Below are 18,354 nucleotides of genomic sequence, written 5' to 3'. Positions count from 1 at the left end.
TGTCACACAAAGAAGAAACTAAAAAACCAGCGTCTAACTCTGATTTATTGAGTGCGATGGTTTAAAGAAAGGAGGTAATATGTCAGAAACTTACGAAGGTCTGTATGTTAAATTTGGAGCAGATACAGTTGAATTTGACAAGTCGGTAAAAGGTATAAACGGTGCTTTATCAACACTTAAAAAAGACTTTACCAATATCAATAGACAACTTAAATTTGACCCAGACAATACAGAACTTTTAAACAGAAAGCTAGAGAACTTACAAGAGCAAGCAAGGCTTGGTGCTTTAAAGATTGAAGAACTAAAAAACAAACAAGCCCAACTTGGAAAAGACGAAATTGGCTCTGATAAGTGGATGAAGCTACAAGTTGAGATAGAAAAAGTATCCACGCAAATGAATTCTGTCGATGTTGCGATGAACAAGACAAAGCAACATATTGAAGATGTAGGCAATCCACAATCTATTTTAAATCTCAACAAAGCAATTGGAGACATTGGCCAAGAACTAGATATCGTTAATCGTAAATTGCAATTAGATCCCGGCAATGTCGAGTTAACAGAACAAAAAATGAAATTGCTCGGTGAACAAGCTGAATACGCTGAACAAAAAGTAGATGGTTTAAAGGACAAACAATCTGCTCTTGGCAATGATAATATCGGCACGGAAGAGTGGAAAAGGTTACAAAATGAAATTGGCCAAGCTGAAATTGAGGTAATGGAAATTGACCGTGCCATGAAAGGGTTAGATGATTCATCTGCGCAAGCAGGCGCAGGCATTAAAGAAGCAACTAGCTACTTAAAAGCTGATGTGATGATGGAAGTTGCAGATGCTGCACAAGAAGTTGGACAAAAATTAGTTGAAGCAGGAAAAATGGCAGTCGAAGCGTGGAAAGAAGTCGACGACTCAATGGATACTGTTGCAACTAAAACCGGCGCAACTGGTAAGGAATTAGAATCACTTCAAAGTGTAGTAAGTGGGGTCATTGGTTCAATATCAACAGATTTTCAAACAGCTGGTGATGCTATTGGAAGTTTAAACACCCAATTTGGATTTACTGGAGAAAAACTCCAATCCGCTTCGGAACAATTAATTAAATATTCACAGATTAACGGAACGGATGTAACTGATTCCGCCATGTCTGCTAAGCAAGCAATAGAAGCTTTCGGATTATCTAACGATGATTTAGGTAAGGTGCTTGATAATGTTACAAAAGTAGCGCAAGAAACCGACCAATCAGTTGATGATATCATACAGAAAGCAATAGATGGTGCGCCACAAATAAAAATGCTTGGTCTATCTTTTGAAGAAGGGGCAAACTTAATTGGTAAGTTTGAAAAATCAGGGATTGATTCGGCATCTGCTTTGACATCATTATCAAAAGCAAGTGTAAACTATGCAAAAGATGGGAAATCATTAGAAGAAGGTCTAAAAGGTACTGTTGACCAAATTAAAAATAGCAAGGATGAGACAGAAGCCTTAACAATAGCTTCTGAGATTTTCGGAAGCAAGGCGGCGCCAAGAATGGTTGATGCTATTCAACGTGGCGCTTTAACGTTTGACGATTTGGCAAAAGCTTCTGAAGGAGCTTCTGGAACAGTAAGCAAAACTTTTGAAGCAACACAGGATCCATTTGATAAATTAACAGTAGCGTCTAATCAGGCTAAAGAAGCAATGGCAGAATTCGGTGGAACTTTAATTGAAACTGTAGCACCAGTATTGGAAACACTAGGAGATATACTAAAAAGCTTTGCAGGATGGTTCAAAGACTTGCCAGCACCAGTTAAAGAATTTTCTGTTGTCTTAGGCTTAGTCATAACCGCTGTTGGTGTGTTAGCACCAATTTTTATTGCACTTCAAGCGGCAGCTTTGGCAGCAGGAACCACAATAGGCGCATTAATCGCTGGGGCAATGCCTATCATCGGAATTGTGGCTGGTATTGCGCTAGCAATAGCTGGGCTTGTCATTGGATTAAAATATCTTTGGGAAACTAATGAGGGTTTTAGAGAGGCAGTGACAATCGCATGGGAATTTATTTCAACCACTATTCAAACAGTTGTACAAATTATTTATGATTTTGTAATGACAATGTGGGGAGAAATTACAACATGGTGGATTGAAAATCAAGAATTAATCAGGTCAACCGCTGAGATAGTTTGGAATTTTATTCTCACAACTATCCAGTTTGTCATGGAAACCTTGTGGCCTTATTTGCAAGCACAGTGGGAAAATATTCAAACAATTATCTTCTCGGCTTGGGAAATCATCAAGACGACTATCAGCACAGCGCTAGATATCATCTTAGGTGTTATTAAGGCAGTAATGCAGGTTATAAATGGCGATTGGTCGGGTGCTTGGGAGACAATCAAAGGCGTATTACAATCAACATGGGACGGTATATTAAATATTGTAAGTACAGTTATTAATGCAATCTTATCTGTTATGTCAAATACACTAAATGGTATTTGGGGTGTTGTTCAAAACATTTGGGATGCAATTTTTAATACAATTTCCGAGAAAATCAATGGTGCAAAAGAAGCAGTAGCAACCGCAATTGAAGCAATTAAAGAATTGTTTAACTTCCAATTTCAATGGCCACACATTCCATTGCCATATTTTTCCGCTTCAGGTTCAGTAAATCCAATAGACTGGATTACAGACCCATCAACAAGACCATCCATCGACGTCCAATGGTTTGCAAAAGGTGGTATCATGACAAAGCCAACATTATTTGGCATGAATGGAAATAGAGCAATGGTAGGTGGAGAAGCAGGAAACGAAGCTATCTTACCACTTAACAGTAAGACACTTGGCATGATTGGGCAAGGTATTGCCAACACGATGAATACTAACAATGCTATTGAAGTTAAAATATCTGATGTAGTAGTCAGAAATGACAATGACATTACAAGCATTGCGGAAGAAGTATCAAACAGACTTGCTTACGAGATAAGACGACAATCATCCTTAGGAGGTAGAGCATGATAATTGATAATGAATTAATCATTGACGGTGTTCGGACATCGTCTTTTCCTTTTAAGGTTATCGTGGAAGACCATCCGTTTTTAAAAGTCTCGAGTTCAAAGACAAGGCTAATTGAGCATAACGGCATTTCAGGCGCTATCAAATCAACCAATAAACATCGCTCTATGGTAAAACGTGGCTATCATATTAGCTTGATAGACTGTGATTATATGCAAGTGTTAGAATTTACAGAATTACTGACAAAAGAGAATTTTTGGTTAATGAATGAACGACTTCAAGGTATCCGTTTTTGGTGCTATACAGTTGATGATTTTGAGTTTAGAGTGGATGATTTTGGAGCGTGGGTTGCTGACGTAACTTTTAATTGTCATCCGACAAAATATATGACGACAATTGACACTCAAACATTTACTGCAAATGGCTCATATAATACGCAAGGGACTGCCTTAGCATTTCCAACAATTACCATTGTTCCTGAATCAACAACAGACTGCTATTTTTCGATAGCTGGAAATTACGTCGAATTAATCGATGCAGTTAAGACAACTGTTATGATTAATAATCAACAAATGCCATCGGTTAGAGATAGCACTGGTAATCAAGTTAAATGGAGGGGTGATTTTGTGACTGTTGATCCAGATAAAGATATATATGGAGTTGTTTTAGGTGCAGGAGTAGCAAGTTTAAAAGTTGAAACGAATTGGGGGTATAAATAATGCTTTATTATTATGGAGCAAAAACCGGCGTAGTAGATTATAACGGTAGTCCACTACCAGAAGCCTATTTTGCAGAGATTGAAGAAGAAAGAAATGGCGAGTATAAACTAATCGTTAAATACCCATTATCAGATACTGATAACCATTTGTTACTACTAGAAAATGACCTAATATCCGCACCAACACCACAACATGGCAAGCAATTTTTTAGGATTAAAAATAAAGTAGAATCATTAGATGAAGTTGTGCTGACGTGCTATCACATTACTGAAGATATTTTTATCCGCAAGGTAAAGCCACTTAATGTTATTACTAAGTCTTGTCAAGTTGCACTAGACTTATTAATTGCAGGCTCACAAACTGCACTAATGCCATTTACATTTGATAGTGATATTACAGATGTACATACGTTTACGACTGATAAAGAGGATACGCTCTATAATCTATTGTTAGATGGTAAACACAGTATCGTAGGAACATGGGAAGGTGAGATAGTCAGAGACAACTACTCTATATCAATACCAAATGAACGTGGTAGCAACCGTGGAGCAGTCATCTCAACGCATTACAATCTAGAAGATTATGCACGAGAAAGTGACACAACAGGAGTTGTCACACGTATCACTGGAGAAAATGATAAAGGATTATCTATCACAGTAGATAGTCCTATTATTGATGCTTTGCCATATGTTAACGAAGCTACATTTACAAACAACAATATCACTGATGGCGCAGAAATGAAGAGGTGGTTAGAGCGTAAATTTAGTGTTGAAAAAATCGATAAACCAAAAGTAAAATATACAATTAAAGCCTTTGAAGTTGACGGACAAACAGTCCACTTGGGCGATTATGTAACTGTTAAGAGCAAGGCTCACCATGTCGATGGCCTATTTAAAATTGTAGCTTATAAATACGATGCATTAGAACAAGTCTACACCGAATTTACGTTTAGCGAAAATGCTTGGTCAGGCGGAATTAGTAGAAGCGGTTTATCAGGAGCAGTTGCGGAAATTTTGAATGTTAATAATAGCACAGAAGAAGAACTGCAACGCAAGATAGACAATGCTAACGCTATATTTGACAAAAAACAATCTGATTTAAAAGAGGAAATCCAACAAGGAATCGTAGCTTCGGAAGTTAAAGCCGAAGAACAAATTGCTACTGTTAATGGTAAAATATCAGAAGTCCAAGCACAGGCTAATAGCATGGATAGCGCTATTAAGGATGCTGATGCAAAAGCTGTTTTAGCATTAAGTAACGTCACGACTGTTACAAATGATTTAACTAAGGTGAAAAATGACTTATCAAGCGCAAAGACAACGTTACAAGCTGACATTGATAGCTTAGAAGCAACATCTTCACAAGTCGTTACAGACTTAAAAAAGGCTGAATCTGACGTATTAGATCAAGCCAATAAGCAAAACGAATTATCAAGTCGTGTTACTCAAGTAGAAACAACCGCAAACGGTACAAAAACGACTGTGGCTCAATTAGATAAAACTGTCAGCGGATTAACTGGAAGTGTAGATAGCGTGACACAATCTGTTAAAACTTTTGAGGATAGTTTGGAAGGCGTTTATACTACGCTTTCTAAAATTCAAGTTGGCAGTGGGAACTTGATAGCAAAATCAGATTTAACTAATGGCTATATTGATTCTGACGGTACATTCAAAACAACGACAACAGATTTTACAACAGGTAAAATAGATGTCTCAACTAAAAAAGAAGTGACTGTTACCGTTCCAGCTAATGTAGTAATTTATGCTTCTAAATACGATAGTTCTGGTAAGTTTATTAGTCGTGAGTATGGCACAGCACAAAACACACAATATTCTAAGACATTTACATTTGCATCAAACGTAGCATCTGTTAAATTTTCAATGGCTGGTGTATATGCTAAGCCTTACAAAGTGGAATATGGAAGCACTGCAACAGACTGGGTGCCTAATCAAACAGACAGCACGTACGAACTTGCACAATATAAACAAACTATTGATACTCAATTAACTAGTTTACAGCGTACAACACAAACAAATGCAAATAATATCGAGACAAACAAAACTACCATCGAGACAACTGTTAATGGTATAAAGACTGATATCTCAGCATTACAAACTTATGTTAATGAAGATGGCACAAGAACGACTGCTATGCAAACATATGTCAAGGATGAAAATGCAAAGCAGACAACTGCATTAAGAACAGAAGTGTCTAACACTTACGCAAGCAAAGCTCAATTGACGTCTGATGTAAATGGACTGACTGCAAAATTTGAGAGCATTCAAGTCGGTGGAGTTAACAGATTTAAAAAATCCGACACTGTTTTAAATCCACGAGCTATAAGCAATGCATTTGTAATAATGCCAACATACCTCGACACAATTGAGGAAGATTACACGGTAACGCTTTGGTTAAAAGATATTGTCAACAATCCAGATAATCAAGTAACGATTGGATTATGTAATCCTACGAGCGCAAATGACAATGAGCAAAGAAACAATAATGTTCCGATTATTAATGGCAAAGCAACTGTTAAATTTAAAAAGCCCGCTGTCAATACTAGGACAGCGGTCATTTTTTACCCAAATGCTGGAGGCTATAAACCAGCAAGCACAGCGAACGCAGTACCGTATAAATACAAAATTGAAAAAGGCAATATCTCAACAGACTGGTCACCAGCCCCTGAAGATGTTGAAAATTACACAAATACTAAAATTGCTGAATACAAACAAACTGTAGACCAAAACTACGCAAGCTTATCAGCGCAAGTCGGAACCAAGGTAAACACATCAACGTTTGACCAGACTGTAAACGGTATTAATTTAAATATCTCAACACTTCAAAATGATTACAATACTACTAAATCAGACTTTCAAACGGTCAAACAAACATCTGATATGTACCAACGTGTGCTTGGAAAAACCGAAGGCGATGTCACAACAAATATCACAAACATGGTTGCAACTTCGGAAGTTATCCAAACGACTGTTAGTAAGGCAGTTGAGGATAGTAGTGATGGGAATATTATTTATGACCCAAGTAAATTGTCTAAGTGGCAAAAAACAAATGATTTAGCAGATGTACGACTTATTTTAGGGTCAACAGCAAATCTCTTAATAATAACAAGTACAGGTAATACAACCAATGTTAATTACGGATTTAAGATTCCAATAACATCAAACTTCACAAATAATGGTGAAACTTATGCTTATCGATTTGTGTTAGATGTTGATGTTATTCCAGATGCTGGGATTATCGTGCAACTAATGTACAATAATTACACTTTTGGTAGCTTCCAAATTAACCCTACAAAAACAGGTAATAACCAAGTTTTCACAGGAACATTTGTACCATATCGAGCTATTGATATAGACGAGTATGCGTTAAATGTAAAAATTGTCAAAAATGGAACAGTATCATTCCACCAAATGATGATTGTTAAAGGTTCAGCAATCCCAACTGAATTTAGCGATAACACTAACTTACAGTTAATTAGTACTGCAAAACAAACAACTGCCACACAAACGCAAGTCACACAACTTGCTGATAGTTATGCAATCAAAGTCTTAAATAGTTCGAAAGACATAATAACAAGAATTAATATGGACTACAATGGAATTACATTGCAAGGTAGACTTATCCACCTCGATGGTCAAACGTTAATAGATAATGCCGTCATTAAAGATGCACACATACTTAACGTAGATGCCGGGAAGATACAAACTGGTTATCTTGATGCTAATCGTATTAAAGCAGGAAGCATAACCGCTGAAAAAATGGTTGTCGATAGCGCAATGATAAATAAACTGACTGTAGATGATGCACTAGTTAATAAATTGACTGCAAAAACTGCTTTCATCACATCTGTAAAAGCAATTGACATTACTGGCGAACGTATCAATGGTGGTGTTATCAGTGCGCTGAATGGAAACATGAAGATTGATTTGAATGGTTCTAAATTATCATTTTACAATAACGCCACGATTGAATTTAACAGTCCAACAAATGCGATTTTTAGAAAATTGAATGATAAGACTGGATTTATGGAATTGGCCGATGATTCATACGGTGGAGTTTACGCAGGATTTGGAGTTACATCAAACAACGCAGGCATTAACAGTCAATCAGAAGGCTACTTCGCTGGAATTCGTATTTTTAGGTCAGATAGTACAAAAGATAGGATTGATTTGTACGGCGATACTATAACATTTAATCATTCATTTTCTGGCGCAGGAAGGCTTTACTGGAGTAATACCGATTACAAAGGGAAAGACTGGAACTTATTTGAGATATTGAGAGCATTTAATTCCGGGATGAAAAATCTCGGTCAGTCATACTTCCAAGATTTAGGTTTTTAAGGAGAAAAACATGAACGATAAAATTATACAAAAACTAGCAATGCAAGTGGCACAATTAAACTATGATAAAACTGTTTTAGAGGTGCAAGTCGAAGAACTTCAAGCACAACTAAACGCAAAAGGGGAAGAGGTGGCAAATGACTCTGAATTGTAAAGCGTATTACGACGAATTATCGAATCAAACTGAAATAGTTGTTAGAGAGACTGACCCACAAGTTAGCCTCTCTTTTACTGCCATCGTAAAAGGAACAGTAGAAGCTGCCGATTTGAAATCGAAAGCTATTGAGTGGCTTGTCAATAAATACGTGCAAACATACGATAATCAAGTGACATCGCAAAAGGTTGATGAAGTAAAACAAGCAATTGATTTAATCAAAGATACTGCAGAAAAAGCAATGTCAGAGGTTAAGCAAGCAGTTGACGAAACTAACAAAACAACTGCAATTATAAAAACATTGATTAAATCAGTTGACTTGTCAGAAGAAGCAAAAACAGAAATTGCTAGTCAATATCCTTCTTACGAAGTAGCGCACGATTATAATGCAAAAGACATATTTAGCTACAATAATAATCTATACGAAGTTATCCAAGCGCATCGCAGTCAATCAGATTGGTTACCAGATGGCGTAGCGAGCTTGTATAAGCCTTTAATCAATGCCACCGGTACAATTGAACAAGTAGACGGTACAAGTGCTGAAATCGTAGTTATTGACGAATTCAAACAACCAACAGGCGCACATGATGCATACAAAAAAGGGGATAAAGTAACGTTTAATGGCAAAGTATACGAAAGCTTAGCTGATACAAATGTATATTCGCCATCTGACTACCCAGCAAATTGGAGGGAGGTGGTCGGATGATTGACATCACAGCAATCTCACAATGGTGCACTGCATTAGTAGCAATCATTGTATTTTTAAAATATGTATCAGCACCAATCAAAATATTGCTTGAAAATAACAAAATAGCAATGGAAGGACTAAAAAACGCTATCAACAAACTTAACATCGATTTAAAAGACAATGATTACAAATGGGCTGATTCTCGAGCACACAGAGACCGATTGCAAAATACTCAAGATAAGCACGAGGAAAGAATCGGAGTTGTAGAAGATAAGCTTATTAGTCACGATGAACAGTTGAAAACTTTGTGGAAAGAGAAGGAGGACAAAAAATGAACTTAGAAAAATGGTCAAAAGATGTATTAATTAAAACAATCAAAACGATGGCGCAAACTGGTCTGGGATTGCTCGGTACAAGTGCACTAATCAGTGATGTCAATTGGCAAGTATGGCTATCTGGTGTACTTATGGCAGGATTTGCATGCATCTTGATGAATATCAGCCAAATTAAGGAGTAGCGCATGGTTGCATACCTTGATTTTAAAAGCAGAGTTTTAAATAATGGTTATGATCATGACGGAGGAGCTTTTGGCTGGCAGTGTTGGGACGGTTTCGCAGAATTGTGCGTGGCAAATGGCATTCCAATCATTAACACTGACCCTATAAATCATAGTGGATATGCAAAAGACTTATGGGAGCAACGTAAAACAAATGGCATGCTAACCTATTTCGATGAGGTCGATACCATGGAAGGTGGTGATGTTGCAATCTTTAAAGAGGTTGCAACTGCTACACCATCTAGCCATGTAGCTATTTTTGATAGTGACATTGACGGCGTTTATGGATGGTTCCTTGGTCAAAATCAAGGCGGTATCCCAAATCCAAACGGTGGCTCAGCGTTTAATCTTGTCATGTTGCCTTATTCAGCAACGTATCCAACAGCATTTAGAGTTAAAAAAGGAGCGAAAATGCAAGTTAAAAACGTAAATGGAGATATTTACTCAAACTTAATCACTAGCTCACGTCCTGAAATCTTTGGAAGTTGGGGAGAACGTGACATAAAATCTATTAAATATATTGTATTGCATGGCACTTATGGCTTATCAGTACAAAGTGCAGTTGATGCTTGGACTGGCGGAAGAGAAGCAAGCGCACAGTACATTGTACACGATAATCAAATTGTTGGTTGTGTTGGCGAAAACTTCACTGCTTGGCATTGTGGAGGAACAGGCGCAATCACTAACCAAAATAGCATTGGTGTAGAGCATGTAAACAATAAAATTAATGGAGAAAATTCCACTTTCTCAGCTCAAACAATTGAGACTGGAGCTAAGCTAGTAGCTGAAATTTGTAAGCGCCTAGGAATTGTACCAAGCAATAAAACTATCGTACCTCATAAGTCGGTTTTTGCAACCGCATGCCCCCAAGCTATGGACGTACCAGCGTATATCGAAAAAGTTAAACAGTATTACAATGAAACGCCTAAAAAAGAAACACCTAAACCACAAACAAAGGAGACCAAATCAGTGGCATCCAATGAACAAACTAGCGCAAGACTACTTGTATTTGATGAAGATCTAAACGGATATAAAAAAGGCGATTACATATTACTAAATTTTGACCGTGGAACTTATAGCAAAGTAAGTAATAAAGCAGAAGTTGACTTTATCAAAAAACAATACACTGGAATCCAAACAGAACATGTAAGTAAAGGATATCCTGCTCACGTAAGATATATCCAAGGATTCAAACTTAATAAGATATAAAAAACCTCACTTAATAGTGGGGGCTTTTTTTATGTCCTCTACAACGGACATTTTTTAAAATGGCGGTTATAGCGGAAATAAAAATATTAATTATTATATTTAATAGAAGAAAGTTTTTACAAGGATACAAAAAAAGCTAACTAGTTGTCTATTAGTTGTCTCTTATGTAAGAAAGAATAGAAAGGAATAGAAAAGAACAAAATAAAAAACCTTGATTTAACAAGGTTTTAAGAAGGTTTAGTAAGTTTTACGAAATAAAGATGGAGCTGGTGGGAGTCGAACCCACGTCCAAACATCTGCTAACATATTTGTCTACAACCATAGGTTATGTATTAATTTAACATACTAAGGACACATAACTCAAGCCATTAAGATGCGAGTCTATTAATCTCTTCTAAGGTGGCTAGACGGACACATTAGCGTAGCTTGCTATTTTGAGACTTCTAACAGGACACAAGCAATCTTGTTGAAGTCACGCTAACTGGTTTTTAGGCAGCTAAAGCGTAAGTGTTTGTATTTTTTGCAGTTATATTTAACTGGCATTTTACATCTGCCGATGGGTCGCAAAACATGTCTCATAATGCCTGTCGAATCCGTAACAACCCCTTAATATAAAGGGTAAGTTTAACTTACTTGTAGTATTATAACAAAAAATAAATTAGATAGCAAAATATCTTTGCTTATGGTATGATAAAATTATGAAAGATCAAAATTCAAAAACCTATAAATTTATGCAAAAATTGTTTAAAATATTAGGTTTATTAGCCTTGGTAGGTACTTTTTTCCTTGCCCTGTGGGCTTATCGATTAGGGATTCTGAATGATAGTAATGCCCTTAAGGATTTAGTAATGGCCTATCCATTTTGGGGTCCGGTTATTTTTATCGTTGTTCAGATTTTCCAAATTGTTTTTCCAGTTATACCTGGTGGACTGACAACTATTGCTGGATTTCTCATTTTTGGACCTATTGAGGGTTTTATATATAATTATATAGGAATTATTATTGGCAGTTACCTATTGTTTATTATTGTTAAAATATATGGGAGAAAGTTTATCTTATTATTTGTGGATGAGAAAACTTTTTACAGTTATGAGCGAAAGCTTGAAACACCAGGGTATGAGAAATTATTTATTTTTTGCATGGCTTCACCAATATCACCTGCCGATATTATGGTTATGATTACTGGCTTAACAAACATGTCCTCTAAACGATTTTTAAGTATAATCATGATTTTTAAACCTATTTCAATTATTGGGTATAGTTATCTCTTTATTTTCGGAGAGGATTTATTTAGGTGGTTTATTAAATAGGATTTATAACAAAAAAACTTTAACCCTAAATGGTTAAAGTTTTTATTGTAAATTTAGTTTGTATTTGATAATTCCATATGTAGCTAGATAGAAAATAATGGTTTCAATCAGTGCTTCAACAATTCCAATTAAATAAAACCTTTGACTAAATATCAGGTTAGAATTAGTAGTTTTTATATCAAAAATTTGGAAGTTGATAAATGCTAAGAGGATACTTACAGCGATAGTAATGATAAAATAGGCAATGAACGCTTTTAAGCCACGTCTATTAGCAAATAATTGTCCAATTGAAATTGCTAAATAGATTAATAAGACGCTTCCAATAGCAGATAATAGGTAATAGACAGCTATTTGAACGCTGGTTGATGGGTTTTTCATTATTATGTCACTAACATTTTTAATTACACCATTAATTTCCCTCGATGATACTTGGGGGATGACCATAATTAGTGTTGCTAGAATTAAAATCAATCCATTAAAGAATCCCCATACTAAAGATGATATTAGTTTCGATAATATTAATTGATGTTCTGAGACGGGTAAAGTCATTGTTAAATATCCTTCTCGTCCGAAAATATTTTTATTGAAACGATTGATGATAATTAACAATGTTGCTAAGAGTGAACCAGTAATTAGTGATCCAAATATTAGACTTAGGGCTAATGGTAGGAGTTGGTTGAGCAGTGACATTGTGGCACTTTGAGGTTTGCTGCCAATTTCCAACCATTTAATGGTTACTGAGAGTAAACCTGCAATGGCAATAATTGCTAAATTTATCGCAAAATACCATTTACCGATAGATTTGAACTCATATTTTAATAGTTTTCCAAACATAGTGCCTCCTATACTTTGTAAGTTTCTCTAAAGAGTGAGTCAATGGATTGTTTATGACTTTCTCTTAAATCATCAACATTTCCGCTTAAATGAACATTTCCATCTTTAAGGAAAATAATTTCATCCAATATTGGTTCAATATCAGAAATGAGATGGGTTGAAATCAGTACTGAAGCATCTTCACTGTAGTTGTTAATAATTGTCTTTAAAATATAATCACGGGCAGCAGGATCGACTCCACCAATTGGTTCATCAAGAATATATAGTTTTGCTTTACGACTCATAACCAATATTAATTGGACTTTTTCCTTGTTACCCTTGGATAAATTTTTTAGACGATCATCCAAGTCTAGATTTAAATCTCTAAATAAACTGTATGCCTTTGCTCTATCAAAATCATTATAGAAATCAGCAAATAATTCAACAATATCAGCAATTTTCATATCTTCACGAAGGTATGATGTATCTGGAAGATATGAGATAATTTTTTTTGTCTCAATTGATGGTCTAAATCCATCAATAACAATCTCACCCTTATTTGGTTGAATTAGACCATTAATCAATTTAATTAAAGTTGTCTTTCCACTTCCATTTGGACCAAGTAAACCGATAATCTTTCCTGGTGGAATGGTAAGTGTTAGATCATTTATAACATTTTTTCGTTTGTAGGATTTAGAAACATGGTGCAATTGTAACAAGTGTCCCATACTATTTGTCCTCCTTTATATAGGCCTCTAAAACTGGAAGAATTTCATTTTTACTGAAACCCATTTTAGACATATTTGTTACAAAAGAATCTAGCTCTTCTTTGGCAAGTTCACGTCTTTTTTGAGAAATCAGTTCTTGATCATCAGTGACATATCGTCCTGCGGTGCGTTGCGAATAAACCATGCCTTCACGTTCTAATTCTGTAAAAGCTCGTTGCATAGTATTTGGGTTAACACCTGCATTTTCTGCATACTCTCTAACTGTTGGTAATTGATCACCACTTTTAATTTCTTGACTGACAATTTGCATTTTGATATGCTGTGCAATTTGTGCGTAGATGGGAGATTTTTCATCAAAATTCCAAGACATATGTTCCCCTCTCTAAAAATATTCAATCACAATTGAAATGTAAGACATATTGAATTGTACTATATCAATGGTACAGAAAATAGTTGGAAATGTCAAGTAAACTAATATTTTGCGACAATTTTATCATATAATGCATAAAAATAAAAATAAGGCATCAAATGGCTTTTCATAGTATAATAGAAGAAAACAGTTAGGAAAGGAGTAGTCAGTGTTTGCACAATTAGATACAAAAACAGTTTATTCATTCATGGATAGTCTGGTTGACTTAGAACATTATTTTACAGAAGCAAAAAAACTAGGCTATAAAACAATAGGTATCATGGATAAGGATAACCTTTATGCAGCTTATCATTTTATTACTGGTTGTCAGAAACATGGCCTCCAACCCATTTTAGGTCTAGAGATAGATTACCCTAGTCAAGACAATTTAATGACCCTGTTTTTAATTGCTCAAAATAATCAAGGGTATAAAAATCTTCTGAAGATTTCAACGTCCAAAATGTCTGGTGAATTTAATCAAATAGACTTAGAGCATTTTAAAGATGGTCTAGTTGCAATAATTCCCGACCAAGCAAATCTGCAAGCTATAGACTTACCATTAAAAACATATTTTGGAGTCTATCCGGATACTCGATCAAATCCAACAGATAATCCTCTGATTGCATTACGGAAAGTCAGATATTTCTCTGATAATGATCGAGAAAGTCTTCAAACCTTACATGCTATTCGTGATAATGTAAACCTGACTGAAACATCATTAGTAGAGCAAGGTCAATTTTTAGACTCTGTTGAAACAGTAACGGATTTCTTTAAAGTGCAATTTCCAGATGCATTAAAAAATCTCGAGAATCTCACATCGACTATTTCATATCACTTTGATTCACAACTAAAATTGCCAAGATTTAATAGGGAAATTCCTGCTAAGGATCAGTTAAGACAATTGACCGAAGAAGGACTAAAGAAAAAGAACCTTTGGTTGCCTGATTACCAAGTAAGATTAGAAAAAGAACTGCAAATTATTTCAGAAATGGGCTTTGATGATTATTTCTTAATTGTCTGGGATTTACTTCGTTTTGGACGGAGTAAAGGCTACTACATGGGGATGGGGCGTGGTTCGGCAGCAGGTTCTTTAGTTGCATATAGTCTTGAAATAACTGGAATTGATCCAATAAAAAACGACTTGCTATTTGAACGTTTTCTAAACAAAGAACGCTATAGTATGCCAGATATCGATATTGATTTACCCGATATTTACCGAAGTGAATTTCTACACTATGTTCGAAATAGATATGGTAGTGATCATTCTGCTCAAATTGTAACCTTTTCAACATTTGGACCTAAACAAGCTATTCGAGATGTTTTCAAAAGATTCGGAGTACCTGAATATGAACTGAGCCATTTAACCAAAAAAATAGGTTTTAAAGATACACTTGATTCCGTTTATGAAAAAAATATAAGCTTCAGACAATTTGTTAATAGTCGACTCGAGTATCAAAGGGCTTTTGAAATTGCTAAGCGCATTGAAGGTAATCCAAGGCAGACGTCAATTCATGCTGCGGGAATTGTGATGAGTGATGATAATTTAACTGACCACATCCCTTTGAAACTTGGCGATGATATGATGATTACTCAGTATGATGCAGTGGCAGTTGAGGCCAATGGCTTATTGAAAATGGACTTTCTTGGCTTACGCAATCTGACTTTTGTCCAAAAAATGAAAGAGAAATTGTTTAAAGATCAAGGTATTGATATTTCGATTGCGGATATTAATTTAGAAGATTCTGATACCTTAGCATTGTTTGCGCGTGGTGATACTAAAGGTATTTTTCAGTTTGAACAAAATGGAGCTATTAGTTTATTGAAGCGGATTAAACCTGTTCGCTTTGAAGAGATTGTTGCGACAACGTCATTAAATCGTCCCGGTGCCAGTGATTATACAAACAATTTCATTAAAAGGCGCAATGGTCAGGAGGTCGTTGATTTAATTGATCCCGTAATTGCTCCTATTTTGGAATCGACATATGGCATCATGCTCTATCAAGAACAAGTTATGCAGATTGCCCAAGTCTTCGCAGGTTTTAGTTTAGGCAAAGCCGATTTATTGCGCCGAGCTATGTCCAAAAAAAATAGTGCTGAAATGAAGAAGCTCGAATCTGAATTTTTAGCTGGTGCTGCTCAATTAGGTCGTTCACTTGAAACTGCAAAGTTGTTATTTAAACGGATGGAGAAGTTTGCTGGTTATGGTTTTAACAGGAGTCATGCCTTTGCTTATTCAGCTTTAGCTTTTCAACTGGCCTATTTTAAAGCACATTACCCTGGTATTTTTTTTGATGTTATTATGAATTACTCAAATAGTGATTATATCAGTGATGCTCTGGATTCTGATTTTAAAGTTATCCCTTTAAGTATTAATAATATTCCCTATACTGATAAAGTGGAAAAAAACACCATTTTAATGGGGATGAAAAATATTAAAGGTCTTCCAAGGGATTTTGCTTATTGGATTATTGAAAATCGTCCCTTTAGTGGAATTGAAAGCTTTATGACTAGAATTCCTGAAAAATATAAGAAAAAAGAAGCACTGATTCCTTTGATTCAAATTGGCCTATTTGATCAATTTGAACCTAATCGAAAAAAAGTAATCGAAAACTGTGAAGCTTTGCTTGTATTTGTGAATGAACTTGGTTCTTTATTTGCGGATTCTTCTTTTAGTTGGGTTGATGCAGATGATTACTCAAATTCTGAAAAATATCAACTTGAACAAGAAATAATAGGGGTGGGTTTGAGTAAACATCCTCTATTAGCTTTAGCTGAGAAGACGCGAAAACAGTTTACACCAATCACAAAACTTGTTAAAGATACAGATGCTGAGATTCTAGTACAAATTGATTCTATTCGAATTATCAGAACTAAAAGTAATGGGCAACAAATGGCATTTTTATCGGTGACTGATACGAAGAAAAAATTCGATGTGACAATCTTCCCAGAGCAGTATGCTAAGGTCAAGGACATGCTACAAGAAGGCCAACTCTATTTTATATCTGGTCGAGTAAAAGAGCGTGACAATCGCTTGCAGATGATATTATCCTCAATTCAATTTGCTCAGGAAAAGTGTTATTGGATTTTACTTAAAAATCATGATCAGGATGCTCTAATAGCTAATATTTTAGATAGATATCCAGGATCTGTTCCGGTTATTATTCACTATCAAGAATCTAAGGAAACGCTCGCAATTGATGGTAAGTTTATTGCTATCACAAATGATTTTGAAAATGAAATCGCTACAATCGCAATGAAAACGATTTATAAGTAAAAAGTGGTCTATTAGTGAAGTATTTTTCAAAGTAATATGCTATAATAAAGTCGTTAAATTAATAAAAGGAGTACCTATAAAATGAAACGTATTGCTGTTTTATCTAGTGGTGGTGACGCCCCTGGAATGAATGCTGCGATTAGAGCAGTTGTTCGTAAAGCAATTTATGAAGGAATGGAAGTTTTTGGTGTAAACCATGGCTACGCAGGTTTAGTAGCTGGTGACATCTTCCCAATCTCATCTAGAGATGTTGGTGATAAAATTTCTCGTGGTGGAACTTTCTTGTATTCAGCGCGTTATCCTGAGTTTGCTCAACTTGAAGGTCAATTAGCTGGTATTGAACAATTAAAAAAACATGGTATTGAAGGTGTTGTGGTATTAGGTGGAGATGGTTCTTATCATGGAGCTATGCGTCTTACTGAACATGGATTCCCAGCAATCGGAATTCCTGGTACTATTGACAATGATATCGCTGGAACTGACTACACAATTGGTTTCGATACAGCTGTTAATACAGCCGTTGAAGCTATTGATAAACTTCGTGATACTTCATCAAGTCATGGTCGTACATTTGTAGTTGAAGTAATGGGGCGTAACGCTGGTGATATTGCACTTTGGGCAGGTATTGCAAGTGGAGCTGATCAAATTATTGTTCCTGAAGAAGGTTATGACATTAATAAAGTAGTTGCTACTATTGATGAAGACTTTAATAAAAAGGGTAAAAACCATCATATTATCGTATTGGCTGAAGGTGTTAAGAGTGGTGAGGAATTTGCTAAAGAGCTCAAAGAAGCTGGCAATAATACTGACACACGTGTAACAAACCTGGGTCACATTTTGCGTGGGGGTTCACCTACTGCAAGAGATCGTGTTATTGCTTCTTGGATGGGTTCACATGCTGTGAAACTTCTTAAAGAAGGAAAAGGTGGTCTAGCTGTAGGTATCCATAATGAAGAACTTGTCGAAAGTCCAATTCTTGGAACTTCAGAAGAAGGAGCATTATTCTCACTTACTGATGACGGTAAAATTGTTGTTAATAATCCACACAAAGCACGTTTAGATTTTGCAGAATTAAACCGTACACTAAATAGATAATTAGGTATAAAAACCACAATAATTATAGTAATATCGTCGACATTCGACAAAAAAGAGGGAG

Annotated in this window: 14 protein-coding genes and 1 other RNA gene; 11 read left to right on the top strand and 4 right to left on the bottom strand. The window is 35.7% G+C overall.

The window, feature by feature from the left end:
* The first annotated feature begins 79 nt into the window (after window positions 1-79).
* From SPB_RS03295 to SPB_RS03265, 8 genes are read left to right on the top strand one after another with little or no spacing between them, the layout of a single operon-like run.
* Complete coding sequence (locus tag SPB_RS03295; RefSeq protein ID WP_003105470.1) at window positions 80-2,983, top strand: phage tail tape measure protein; 2,904 nt, start codon at window positions 80-82, stop codon at window positions 2,981-2,983.
* Complete coding sequence (locus tag SPB_RS03290) at window positions 2,980-3,699, top strand: hypothetical protein (protein ID WP_003105292.1); 720 nt, start codon at window positions 2,980-2,982, stop codon at window positions 3,697-3,699. The genes SPB_RS03295 and SPB_RS03290 overlap by 4 nt, the downstream gene beginning before the upstream one ends.
* Complete coding sequence (locus tag SPB_RS03285) at window positions 3,699-8,057, top strand: phage tail spike protein (RefSeq protein WP_003103750.1); 4,359 nt, start codon at window positions 3,699-3,701, stop codon at window positions 8,055-8,057. Before SPB_RS03290 ends, SPB_RS03285 begins: the two co-directional genes overlap by 1 nt.
* A 10-nt stretch (window positions 8,058-8,067) precedes the next feature.
* Window positions 8,068-8,211, top strand: a complete 144-nt coding sequence (locus SPB_RS11320) for a hypothetical protein (RefSeq protein WP_003102362.1) — start codon at window positions 8,068-8,070, stop codon at window positions 8,209-8,211.
* Complete coding sequence (locus tag SPB_RS10865) at window positions 8,195-8,917, top strand: carbohydrate-binding protein (RefSeq protein WP_003104811.1); 723 nt, start codon at window positions 8,195-8,197, stop codon at window positions 8,915-8,917. The genes SPB_RS11320 and SPB_RS10865 overlap by 17 nt, the downstream gene beginning before the upstream one ends.
* Window positions 8,914-9,234, top strand: coding sequence for a hypothetical protein (locus tag SPB_RS03275; RefSeq protein WP_003103742.1), 321 nt, complete (start codon window positions 8,914-8,916; stop codon window positions 9,232-9,234). Before SPB_RS10865 ends, SPB_RS03275 begins: the two co-directional genes overlap by 4 nt.
* Complete coding sequence (locus SPB_RS11465) at window positions 9,231-9,416, top strand: hypothetical protein (protein WP_003103313.1); 186 nt, start codon at window positions 9,231-9,233, stop codon at window positions 9,414-9,416. The genes SPB_RS03275 and SPB_RS11465 overlap by 4 nt, the downstream gene beginning before the upstream one ends.
* Before the next feature lie 3 nt (window positions 9,417-9,419).
* Window positions 9,420-10,664 (top strand): peptidoglycan recognition protein family protein, encoded by a 1,245-nt coding sequence (locus SPB_RS03265; RefSeq protein ID WP_003104395.1) that lies wholly within the window; start codon window positions 9,420-9,422, stop codon window positions 10,662-10,664.
* Between the two features lie 258 nt (window positions 10,665-10,922).
* On the opposite strand, the gene ssrA is transcribed toward SPB_RS03265, so the two are convergent.
* Window positions 10,923-11,270, bottom strand: a transfer-messenger RNA (tmRNA) gene (gene ssrA / locus SPB_RS10990).
* Between the two features lie 92 nt (window positions 11,271-11,362).
* On the opposite strand from ssrA, the gene SPB_RS03260 reads away from it, so the two are divergent.
* Window positions 11,363-11,974, top strand: a complete 612-nt coding sequence (locus SPB_RS03260; protein ID WP_003104972.1) for a TVP38/TMEM64 family protein — start codon at window positions 11,363-11,365, stop codon at window positions 11,972-11,974.
* Between the two features lie 42 nt (window positions 11,975-12,016).
* On the opposite strand, the gene SPB_RS03255 is transcribed toward SPB_RS03260, so the two are convergent.
* Genes SPB_RS03255 through SPB_RS03245 form a run of 3 tightly spaced genes read right to left on the bottom strand, consistent with a single transcriptional unit; the run spans window position 12,017 to window position 13,885 of the window.
* Window positions 12,017-12,808, bottom strand: coding sequence for a hypothetical protein (locus SPB_RS03255; RefSeq protein WP_003104184.1), 792 nt, complete (start codon window positions 12,806-12,808; stop codon window positions 12,017-12,019).
* 8 nt (window positions 12,809-12,816) lie between these two features.
* Complete coding sequence (locus tag SPB_RS03250) at window positions 12,817-13,515, bottom strand: ABC transporter ATP-binding protein (protein WP_003104040.1); 699 nt, start codon at window positions 13,513-13,515, stop codon at window positions 12,817-12,819.
* 1 nt (window position 13,516) lies between these two features.
* Window positions 13,517-13,885, bottom strand: a complete 369-nt coding sequence (locus SPB_RS03245) for a GntR family transcriptional regulator (RefSeq protein WP_003105858.1) — start codon at window positions 13,883-13,885, stop codon at window positions 13,517-13,519.
* A 208-nt stretch (window positions 13,886-14,093) separates the two neighbouring features.
* On the opposite strand from SPB_RS03245, the gene SPB_RS03240 reads away from it, so the two are divergent.
* Window positions 14,094-17,198: a DNA polymerase III subunit alpha gene (locus tag SPB_RS03240; RefSeq protein ID WP_003104524.1), complete on the top strand. Its 3,105-nt coding sequence runs from the start codon at window positions 14,094-14,096 to the stop codon at window positions 17,196-17,198.
* A gap of 81 nt (window positions 17,199-17,279) precedes the next feature.
* Entirely contained in the window at window positions 17,280-18,293 is a 1,014-nt protein-coding gene (gene pfkA / locus SPB_RS03235; protein WP_003103695.1) for a 6-phosphofructokinase, read from the top strand.
* Window positions 18,294-18,354: the final 61 nt, after the last annotated feature.

The sequence above is a fragment of the Streptococcus parauberis NCFD 2020 genome, from assembly GCF_000187935.1.
Taxonomy (GTDB): Bacteria; Bacillota; Bacilli; order Lactobacillales; family Streptococcaceae; genus Streptococcus; species Streptococcus parauberis.
The sequence above is the reverse complement of the archived record's forward strand: the minus strand, read 5'-3'. Positions and strand labels throughout refer to the sequence as shown.

What these genes read in the sequence shown, in the direction of transcription:
- SPB_RS03250 (WP_003104040.1), bottom strand. Translation starts at nt 13,515, where the DNA reads ATGGGACACTTGTTACAATTGCACCATGTTTCTAAATCCTACAAACGA.
- SPB_RS03260 (WP_003104972.1), top strand. Translation starts at nt 11,363, where the DNA reads ATGAAAGATCAAAATTCAAAAACCTATAAATTTATGCAAAAATTGTTT.
- SPB_RS10865 (WP_003104811.1), top strand. Translation starts at nt 8,195, where the DNA reads ATGACTCTGAATTGTAAAGCGTATTACGACGAATTATCGAATCAAACT.
- SPB_RS03265 (WP_003104395.1), top strand. Translation starts at nt 9,420, where the DNA reads ATGGTTGCATACCTTGATTTTAAAAGCAGAGTTTTAAATAATGGTTAT.
- SPB_RS11465 (WP_003103313.1), top strand. Translation starts at nt 9,231, where the DNA reads ATGAACTTAGAAAAATGGTCAAAAGATGTATTAATTAAAACAATCAAA.
- SPB_RS03295 (WP_003105470.1), top strand. Translation starts at nt 80, where the DNA reads ATGTCAGAAACTTACGAAGGTCTGTATGTTAAATTTGGAGCAGATACA.
- SPB_RS03285 (WP_003103750.1), top strand. Translation starts at nt 3,699, where the DNA reads ATGCTTTATTATTATGGAGCAAAAACCGGCGTAGTAGATTATAACGGT.
- SPB_RS11320 (WP_003102362.1), top strand. Translation starts at nt 8,068, where the DNA reads ATGAACGATAAAATTATACAAAAACTAGCAATGCAAGTGGCACAATTA.
- SPB_RS03255 (WP_003104184.1), bottom strand. Translation starts at nt 12,808, where the DNA reads ATGTTTGGAAAACTATTAAAATATGAGTTCAAATCTATCGGTAAATGG.
- pfkA (WP_003103695.1), top strand. Translation starts at nt 17,280, where the DNA reads ATGAAACGTATTGCTGTTTTATCTAGTGGTGGTGACGCCCCTGGAATG.
- SPB_RS03275 (WP_003103742.1), top strand. Translation starts at nt 8,914, where the DNA reads ATGATTGACATCACAGCAATCTCACAATGGTGCACTGCATTAGTAGCA.
- SPB_RS03290 (WP_003105292.1), top strand. Translation starts at nt 2,980, where the DNA reads ATGATAATTGATAATGAATTAATCATTGACGGTGTTCGGACATCGTCT.
- SPB_RS03245 (WP_003105858.1), bottom strand. Translation starts at nt 13,885, where the DNA reads ATGTCTTGGAATTTTGATGAAAAATCTCCCATCTACGCACAAATTGCA.